1 protein-coding gene and 1 pseudogene are annotated in these 1,407 nt (G+C 38.5%); both read right to left on the bottom strand.

The window, feature by feature from the left end; all coding sequences use genetic code 11:
• Window positions 1-208: 208 nt before the first annotated feature.
• A pseudogene (locus tag CDZ78_RS17595) lies at window positions 209-442 on the bottom strand (nucleotidyl transferase AbiEii/AbiGii toxin family protein); the annotation flags it as partial.
• Window positions 435-1,301 (bottom strand): type IV toxin-antitoxin system AbiEi family antitoxin, encoded by an 867-nt coding sequence (locus tag CDZ78_RS17590; RefSeq protein ID WP_087871148.1) that lies wholly within the window; start codon window positions 1,299-1,301, stop codon window positions 435-437. The pseudogene CDZ78_RS17595 and the gene CDZ78_RS17590, both read right to left, overlap by 8 nt.
• Between the last annotated feature and the right edge of the window lie 106 nt (window positions 1,302-1,407).

Below are 1,407 nucleotides of genomic sequence, written 5' to 3'. Positions count from 1 at the left end.
TACTGAAGTTTCCCAATTATTGAGTAGCTGAAATACACAATGCTGGTGTATCGAGGTTTATTTTAGGTGGTTTTGCCATGTTTATAGCAAACCCCTACTTAATTCCCCTTAGGCAATAGCATTTGAAACGAATGAAAAGACTATTTTTTTCATATAGTTGTAGCATAGTTTCAATTTTACCATAAATAATTATTGGGAAACTTCAGTTATTTAATCTCTCTGCAATTCTTGCTAGAGCTGCATGCATATTCTGAAGCGCTTCTTTTCTTGGTTCTAACGGCAAATAAACCAAATCAATGTCGACAGATAACCTCGGAAAATCATTAACAAAAAGATTTATGGCTGTTCCGCCCTTTAATGCAAAGCAGGTTTCTTCTGCAGCAAAGGGGAGACATCGAATAAGAAGTGCTACTTGCTTATAATAAGGTGAATTCCTATCCATTAGGCAAATCCTTAAAATCGCTTGTCTCTGCCAGAAATAATTCTGGAACCGTTATTTGATAGCTGTGATCAAGCATGCCACCAGTAACAACTTGTCGTTTGCCTGACCCCAAGTTGATCTGTGACTCATCAACGCGAGAAGCCCATGGGTGTCTATAATAATTTGCAAGAAATAGAAATAATCGATTTGTTTTTATCGTTTTACTTCTATTTAATAGCGATTGTACTTTTCTTGGACTTAAGTTCGTTAGCCCTTGAAAAACTTCAGCCGCATGTTCAAACGATATTGTCGTTGGTACCGCATTGAGTAATTCAAAGGCTGCAAGCTCAGGGCTACTTGCTTTTAACTGAGTGTTATTAACTTCTATTTCTATCAAATCTGACGGGGCTTCTTCAAGCAGTTTATTACTTGTGACAAATAGCCAGTCCGGATTTTCGCTCTCAGTTGCTAAGGTATTTTTCGAATACTCATCATCAACGGGTTGAACTAAAGATAGTTCGTCACAATATTTAGGAAATGCTTTAAACCATAGTGGCAAAGCTGTCTTAGGAGGCACTTCAAGCCAGATATGTTTTTCTTGTAATTGGAGATAATGAGACTTTCCCTGATAGGTCAAGCTTGTTAGACCAGCCAAGTGAGCAGGGAATTCAAGTTGCTCTACTAGACAGCCGACAGCATTGTGCCACTGAGGTTTTTTACCCGGCCGAGCATAAACGCCGGAACGTAGTTTTTGTAACCAACCGTTTTTAACATACTTTTGAGCAAGCTGGGGGCTTACGCCATGCTTGGTTAGCCATGCCTGTATGACCAGAGAGCCTGGTGATGTATTCTGCATAAGCCAGTTTAACTTTGACGACATAGTTATACCTAGGGGTTCATCTTAGCCAATATATTAAACTAAAAGCTTAACTATACGAAATACTGAAGTTTCCCAATAATTATTTATGGTAAAATTGAAACTATGC

Source organism: Bathymodiolus platifrons methanotrophic gill symbiont (genome assembly GCF_002189065.1).
Lineage (GTDB): Bacteria > Pseudomonadota > Gammaproteobacteria > Methylococcales > Methylomonadaceae > Methyloprofundus.
This window is presented reverse-complemented; position numbering and strand designations above follow the sequence as displayed.